The sequence below is a fragment of the Aeromonas sp. ZOR0001 genome, assembly GCF_000801015.1.
GTDB lineage: Bacteria > Pseudomonadota > Gammaproteobacteria > Enterobacterales > Aeromonadaceae > Aeromonas > Aeromonas veronii.
The window spans coordinates 58,106-65,380 of the sequence record NZ_JRJY01000070.1 but is presented as its reverse complement, the minus strand read 5'-3'; the positions used below and the strand labels follow the sequence as shown (position 1 = coordinate 65,380).

Here is a 7,275-nt window from a genome sequence, read left to right as displayed (position 1 = left end):
TAGCCGATAGTGGCGGCCGGTCAGCTCGCCCAGGTTGTCCATGCACTGCTGCACCCGCGCCGGTACCGCTTCGTAGAAGGGGTTGACGCTCTCGCGGGATTGGAAATAGGTATCCGGGTTCTGGGCGGTGCCACGCATCACCGGATGATCCGGGTTGAGGGCCCGCGCACGGTGGGCGCGCACCCAATCGTTGTCGATAAGAGCGCGAATTTCATCCCGATGCAGGGCGGTGATCTTGTTCACCTCGTGGGAGGTGCGAAAGCCGTCGAAGAAGTGGATAAAGGGCACCCGGCACTGCAGGGTGACGCTGTGGGCGATCAAGGCCAGGTCCTGCGCCTCCTGCACCGAGCCGGAGGCAAGCATGGCAAAGCCGGTGCTGCGCGCCGCCATCACATCCTGATGGTCGCCAAAGATCGACAACCCCTGCGCCGCCAGCGAGCGGGCCGCCACATGGAACACCGCCGAGGTCAATTCACCGGCGATCTTGTACATGTTGGGCAGCATCAGCATCAGCCCCTGACTGGCGGTGAAGGTGGTGGCGAGCGCCCCCGCCTGCAGGGCGCCGTGTACCGTGCCGGCCGCCCCCCCTTCGCTCTGCATCTCCACCACTGTGGGAATGTTGCCCCACAGGTTGGTCTGCCCCTCTGCCGCCCAGGCATCGGCCAGTTCGGCCATGGTCGAGCTCGGGGTGATGGGGTAGATGGCACACACTTCGCTCAGCTGGTACGCCACCCGGGCCGCGGCTTCGTTGCCGTCGACCATGATCAGTTCATGTTTCATTGGGACTCCTCCGGTTGGCGCAGCTCGATGGCGTGACAGGGGCACTGGTCGTGACAGGCACCGCAGCCGGTGCAACGCTCGGCATCCACCTGATAGCCTTTGCCCGGACCAAGCTTGGCGATGGCCTGTTCGGGGCAACTGCCATAGCAGCCGTCGCACTCGAAGCAGTTGCCGCAGGAGTAGCAGCGCGCCGCCTCGTAGCGGGCGGCCACCTCATCCAGCCCGCCGATGATCTCGCCAAAGTCATCCCGCGCCCACGCCGGTTTGACCGGCTGACTGCTGGCGGGCGCGTGGGTCTGGAACCAGAGTTGCAACTGCTCCGGCCCCACCAGCGGGTAGGAGAGCGGTTTGTGGTAGTGGCGACCGCGCAGCCAGGCATCCATATGGCGCGCCGCCTTCTTGCCGTGGCCGGTGGCGATGGTGACGGTGCGATCGGAGGGCACCATGTCGCCGCCCGCAAACAGACCCGGCACATCCGTCATCAGGTTGCCCGCCACCTGCACAACCCCCTCCTTGTTGACCCGCACGCCGGGAATGCTCTCCAGCACCGAGAGGTCGACCTCCTGACCGAGCGCCAGAATAAGGGAATCCGCTTCAAGGGTTTCAAACTTGCCGGTGGGCACCGGCTTGCCTTCGGCATCCAGCGCCATCACCTCCACTTCGATATTGGTACTGTCGAGCTGGCGGATGGTGCGCAGCCAGTTGATCTTGATCCCCTCCTCCTCGGCCTCATCGGCTTCGAAGGCGTGAGCGGGCATATGATCCCGGTCGCGGCGGTAGATGATCATCGCCTCTTCCACCCCGAGGCGGCGGGCAGTGCGAGCCGCGTCCATGGCGGTATTGCCCCCCCCATAAATCGCTACCCGTCGTCCCAGTTTGGGTGGCGGCAAGCCCTGCTCTTCGGCCAGACTCGCCTGCTCTAGGAAGCTCACCGCATCGAGGATCTTGCCCGCTTCCCGGGCCGGAATATCGACCCGCTTGGCCAGATGGGCGCCGATGGCCATAAAGACGGCATCAAAGCCCCCCTCGTCGCGCTCGCGCAGCACATCCTCCACCTTGTGGTTGAGGGTCAGCGTCACCCCGGCTGCCACGATGCGGGCCACCTCCCGATCCAGCACATCGCGGGGCAAGCGGTAAGCGGGAATACCAAAGCGCAGCATGCCGCCCGCCAGCGGCCCCGCTTCGCGGATCTCCACCTGATGGCCGAGCCGGTTGAGGTGCCAGGCGCAGGAGAGACCTGAGGGACCAGCGCCTATGACCAGCACCTTCTTGCCGCTGGCAGAGGCAGGTGGCGCAGGCTGCCAACCACGGGCCAGCGCCTCGTCGCCAAGGAAACGCTCGATGGCGTGGATGGAGACGGATTCATCCACCTGACCGCGGTTGCAGGCGCTCTCGCAGGGGTGATAGCAGACCCGGCCATGAATGGCGGGCAAGGGGTTCTCTTCGATCAGGGTCTGCCAGGCCGCCTCAAAACGGCCGGCCTGCGCCAAAGAGAGCCAGGCCTGGATATTTTCTCCGGCCGGGCAGGCGTGATTGCAGGGTGGCAAGGCCGGCCGCCAGACGGGTAGCCGGGTACGCACCGGGCCTGTTCCCGTTTTCAGGGAGAGATCCGGCAATGGGGTCATGTCCAGTTGTTTGCTCATACATTGCTTTCTTCTTTTTGTGTGACAGGCCCCACCCGATGGCGCTTGATACCGTGTAGCCGAAGCGGACGGTGGCCGGATGGGGAAGAAGCAAAAGCGTTAGAAACTGGGAACTGAGTCGATAATGGCCGCTTTTTTGTACTGATTAGCGAATCAGGATCAAAAAATGTTGCACTTTATGGTTCATAGAGACCAGAACGTGACTCAAGTAACATCTTCTCCAGCTGACCGCTGGCTTTCAGTTTGGCGAGCCCCCGATTGAAGGTTTTGATCAGTTCGTCAGCATTGGCGCGCTTGCGGCTGATCAACAGGTGACCTTCAACTTTCATCACGGGTTTTGAATGGGTTGCAAAGAGATCGACCGTGCTGGCCGGGTAGAACTGACGCAGGGAGTAGTAGCCGACATCTATGTTCTCCAGGGTCAGGTCGGCGCGGCCGGAGAGCAGCAGATCAAAGCTCTGGCGCAGCCGGGTGACGAACTGCACCTGCAGCGGCACCTGCGCGATGGCTGCAAAAAAATCTGCATTGTAGGTATAGCCACTGACCGCAGCCAGCTTGCGATCCGCCAGATCCTGATAGCCACGCCATTCCAGCGGATCGGACTTGAGATAGAACCAGACGTAGGTCTCGCTCAGGATGGGATCGCTGTAGAGATGGGTTTTGCGCCGCTCGCTCGACTCATACCAGTGGACTGTGCCATCCACCACTCCCTCCTCCGACAAGCGAAAGGCCCGCTTCCAGGGAAGAAACTGGAACTTGACGCTCACCCCTTCACTCTTGAATGCCTCGCTCACCACATGAGGGATAAGCCCCTGATATTTGAGCGTCTCGGAGCAGTAAGGGGGATACTCCCCCGTGGTCAGGGTCAGCTCCTGCGCCCAGAGCCCGTGGTAAAAAAGGCTCCCCGCCAGCAACCAGCTTATTTTCATCCCGATGCCCTCTTGTTCTGTTTTCCCAACTATAGACCGCCCCCTTGAAAGGATTGCCGGATCGTCGGGGAACCGTTATGTTCCCCTTTTTCCAGGCGATCGCGCCGCGTCACAAGGATATGAAGATGCCCAGGCTAGACAGCATTCACCTCTACCCCATCAAATCGACTGCAGGTATGCCGCTGGCTCGCGCCCGGGTGACCGAAGAGGGACTGGCAGGGGATCGCCGCTACATGGTGGTCAAACCGGACGGCACCTTTATCACCGCCCGAACCCATCCCCAACTGCAACAGGTCGTGGCCACCCCCATCGAAGGGGGTTTGCAACTGCGCTATCCGGGCTTTGAACCGCTCACCCTGCAAGAGGTCGACTTCAGCCGTGCCCCGCAAGCTACCGGAGTCTGGAGCGACCGCTTCACCGCCCTGCACACCGACCCCAAAGCCGATGGGTGGCTGAGCCGAGTGGCAGGGGAAACAGTGCAACTGCTCTGGCTGGGTGAAACCTCTGATCGCTTTCGTGAAAAGACCGGCACCCGGGTCAGCTTTGCCGACGGTTATCCGCTACTGCTGATAAGCCAGGCCTCTCTGGAAGACCTCAATCTGCGCTCCGATGCGCTGCACCAGATGAGCCAGTTCCGCACCAATCTGGTGGCAAGCAACACCCAGCCCTTCGAGGAGGACAGCTGGGTACGCATCCGCATCGGCGAGGTGGAATTCAAGGTGGTCAAGCCCTGCAGCCGCTGCATCATGACCACGGTGGAAGCGGGCACCGATCGTTTCAACGCCCTGAAAGAGCCGCTGGCCACCCTCACCCGCTACCGCCGTGGCGAGGATGGCGAGGTCTACTTCGGCCAGAACCTGATCGCCCTGAACGAGGGGTGGATTGAGGCTGGCAGCGAGATCGAGGTGCTGGAACGTACCCGTCCGGTGGTCTATCCCGCCGCCGCACCGAAGAAGCGGGAGCTGGTCTGCGTGGCCCGCGAACCGCTGGCGCGGGATCTGGAGACCTTCTGGTTCGAAGCAGCCGATGGCGAGCCCCTGCCCGACTACCTGCCGGGCCAGCATCTGCCCATCAGCCTCGATATCAAAAATGAGCGGATCCAGCGGCGCTATACCCTGAGCTCCACACCGGATCACCTGGAGCGTTACAGCATCAGCGTCAAGAAGGTGGAGGGTGGCCGCATCTCCCACTGGCTGCACCAGCAGTTGCAGGTGGGTGATCGGCTGCTGGCCGCCAACCCCGCTGGCGAGTTTCACTTAGGGTCCGAGCGCAACCTCCTGTTGCTCTCCGCAGGCTCCGGCGTCACCCCCATGCTGGCGATAGCCCGCACCCTGGCGCTACGCGGGGAGCTGGAAGAGGTTCACTTTATGCACCTGTGCCGCAGCGAAGCGGACATTCCCGCCGCCAGCGAACTGCATGCCATGGCGCAGCAGGGGATGACCCTCACCATTATCCTGAGCCAGCCGGACAATCACTGGCAGGGGCTGCAAGGGCGACTCAATGATGAGCATCTGCAACTGATCAAAGGGCTGGCCGAAAAAGAGGTCTTTATCTGCGGCCCCCACGGCTTTATGGCCGATGCTGCCGCCAAAGTTGCGGCCCTCGGCGTTCCAGCCGCACGGATCAAACAGGAGAGTTTTGGCGGCGCGATTCTCTCGGTGGCCCGCCCCCATCAGGCGGTACAACTGCGTATCGGCGCCCAAGCCTTTACCGGCAACAATCAGGGCTCAGTGCTGGATCAGGCCAACAAGCAAGGCGTAGAGCTGCCATGGAGCTGCCGCGCCGGCATCTGCGGCAGTTGCAAACAGACGCTGATCTCGGGCGAGGTGGATCACCCCGACGCCCCCGCCATCACCGCCGCCGAGCGGGCCGAAGGCAAGATCCTTGCCTGCTGCGCCGTGCCGCTCACCGACCTTGAAATCCTATGATCGGGTGATCGGGCCGCATTAACTCACGCCACCCCAGATGACCGGGGAATTGACCCCGGTCATCTTTATCCACACTTGTTCACCTGATCCGCCCTTAATTTGTCCCCACGGCCTTCATCAGTGAGTTTCCCTTCCTATACTCTCAGAGCAAAAAGCCTTGCCAGCCATTGACTTGGCGATGCTCCATACGACACTCAGCCATAGGGAAAGGACGCCCATACCATGGAACAGAACAAGCCCGCCTTTCAGCTCAACCTGCTGCTATCCGTCATCACCCTGGTCCTGCTGTCACTGGTGTTTTTCGCCTATAGCTGGGCGGGTAAACAACTGGAAGAGAGTTATCGACAACAATATGTCTCCTACCTGCTGGCCGATGAGCTGCGCCAATCCTCCGATGATCTGACCCGACTCGGGCGCACCTATGTCATCACCAAGGATCCAGCCTACGAGCAGCAGTACATGCGGATCCTGGCCATTCGCAACGGCGAGCAACCCAGGCCGGAAGGCTACAACCGTATCTACTGGGACTTTGTCGCCGCCAACGGCCAGAATCCCCGCCCCGACAGCAATGTTCGCCGTGGCCTGATCGACCTGATGAAGGATGCCGGTTTCACCGACGGCGAACTCGCCAAACTGAACGAGGCCAAAAACAACTCGGATGCCCTGGTCAACACCGAGGTCGCCGCCTTCAAGCTGGTGCAGCAGAGCGATGGCGATCCGGTTGCCAACCAGCAAAAAGCCATCGCCATGATGCATGACAAGGCCTATCACCAGAACAAGGGGCGCATCATGTCCCCCATCGATGACTTCTACGTGATGATGGAGCAGCGCAACCATGAGGCAGTCGAGAGCGCCATCGCCAATACCGACATGCTGCGCTATCTCTTTATCGCCCTCGGTCTGGTGTTGATGTTCTTCCTCTGGCGCACCTATCGCTCCCTGCTCGATCTGGTGGGCACCTCGGTCGAACAGCTCAAGACCGATCTTCATATGATGGCGGAAGGGGACTTCTCGCGCCCCATCAAGGTGCCGCCAGGATCGAAAGAGAGCCTGATCGGCCTGCTCGGCGGCATGCAGACCATCCTCAAGGGGATCATCGCCAAGGTCTCTCACTCCACCGAGGAGCTGTCCCACTCTGCCGACAGCATCGCCCAGATCGCCGAGCAGACCGCACAGTTTGCCACCGATCAGCAAACCAGCACCCAGACCATGGCAGCCGCCATCGAGGAGCTGGTGGTGAGCATCAGTCACCTCTCCGACAATGCCACCCATGCCGACGAGCTGAGCAAGGTCTCCGCCAATACCCTGGAGGAGGGTTCGGGGGTCATTAAAGAGACGCTTGGCAGCATCGAGAATATCTCCACCACTGTGGGGGATGCAGCCAGCACCATATCCGAGCTCAACGGCCATACCCAGCAGATTTCGGAGATCATCGGGGTGATCCGCGGCATCGCCGATCAGACCAACCTGCTGGCCCTCAACGCGGCCATCGAGGCGGCGCGGGCCGGTGAACAGGGTCGCGGCTTTGCGGTGGTGGCCGACGAGGTGCGCAATCTGGCCAGCCGCTCGGCGGCCTCAACCCAGCAGATCACCGGGATGATCAGCAAGATCCAGAGCGGGGCCGATGCCTCCATCCGCAGCATGGAGAACACGGTCAACAACGTCTCCCGTGGGGTCACGCTGGCCAACCAGACCGGCGAGGCGATCGCCAGCATCCAGAGCCACGCCTCCAACCTCACCGGCCTGATGGGGGAGATCAGCCACACCCTGCGCGAGCAATCCACCGCCGCCAACGAAGTGGTCTCTACCGTCGGCAACATCACCTCCCTCTCCGAACAATCGGGGGATGCCGCCCGCCATGTGTCCCAAGAGGCGGCCAAGCTCAAGCAGCTGTCACGGGTACTGCGCCAGGAGATGGGACACTTCAAGCTTTAAAGAACGCTGAAAAGCAAAACGGCTGCCCGAAGGCAGCCGTTTTTTATTCGGGGTCATCTC

Annotated in this window: 4 protein-coding genes and 1 pseudogene; 2 read left to right on the top strand and 3 right to left on the bottom strand. The window is 61.7% G+C overall.

What is annotated here, in order from left to right; translation table 11 throughout:
- The 3 genes and pseudogenes from L972_RS08540 to L972_RS08530 all read right to left on the bottom strand — a co-directional run.
- Positions 1-780 (bottom strand): annotated as a pseudogene (locus L972_RS08540) (pyruvate:ferredoxin (flavodoxin) oxidoreductase); the annotation flags it as partial.
- Positions 777-2,423, bottom strand: a complete 1,647-nt coding sequence (locus L972_RS08535; protein ID WP_047437547.1) for an NAD(P)-binding protein — start codon at positions 2,421-2,423, stop codon at positions 777-779. The gene L972_RS08535 and the pseudogene L972_RS08540, both read right to left, overlap by 4 nt.
- Positions 2,424-2,599: 176 nt before the next feature.
- On the bottom strand, positions 2,600-3,352 hold the full coding sequence (locus L972_RS08530) for a substrate-binding periplasmic protein (RefSeq protein WP_047437545.1): 753 nt from the start codon (positions 3,350-3,352) through the stop codon (positions 2,600-2,602).
- A gap of 77 nt (positions 3,353-3,429) precedes the next feature.
- Between L972_RS08530 and L972_RS08525 the strand changes: the two genes are divergently transcribed.
- Positions 3,430-5,280 carry a hybrid-cluster NAD(P)-dependent oxidoreductase gene (locus L972_RS08525; protein WP_193556535.1) on the top strand — a complete coding sequence of 617 codons (1,851 nt, stop codon included), beginning with the start codon at positions 3,430-3,432 and terminating at the stop codon, positions 5,278-5,280.
- A 222-nt stretch (positions 5,281-5,502) separates the two neighbouring features.
- A complete protein-coding gene (locus L972_RS08520; protein ID WP_047437543.1) occupies positions 5,503-7,215 on the top strand; it encodes a methyl-accepting chemotaxis protein in 1,713 nt (570 codons plus the stop codon).
- Positions 7,216-7,275 lie beyond the last annotated feature (60 nt).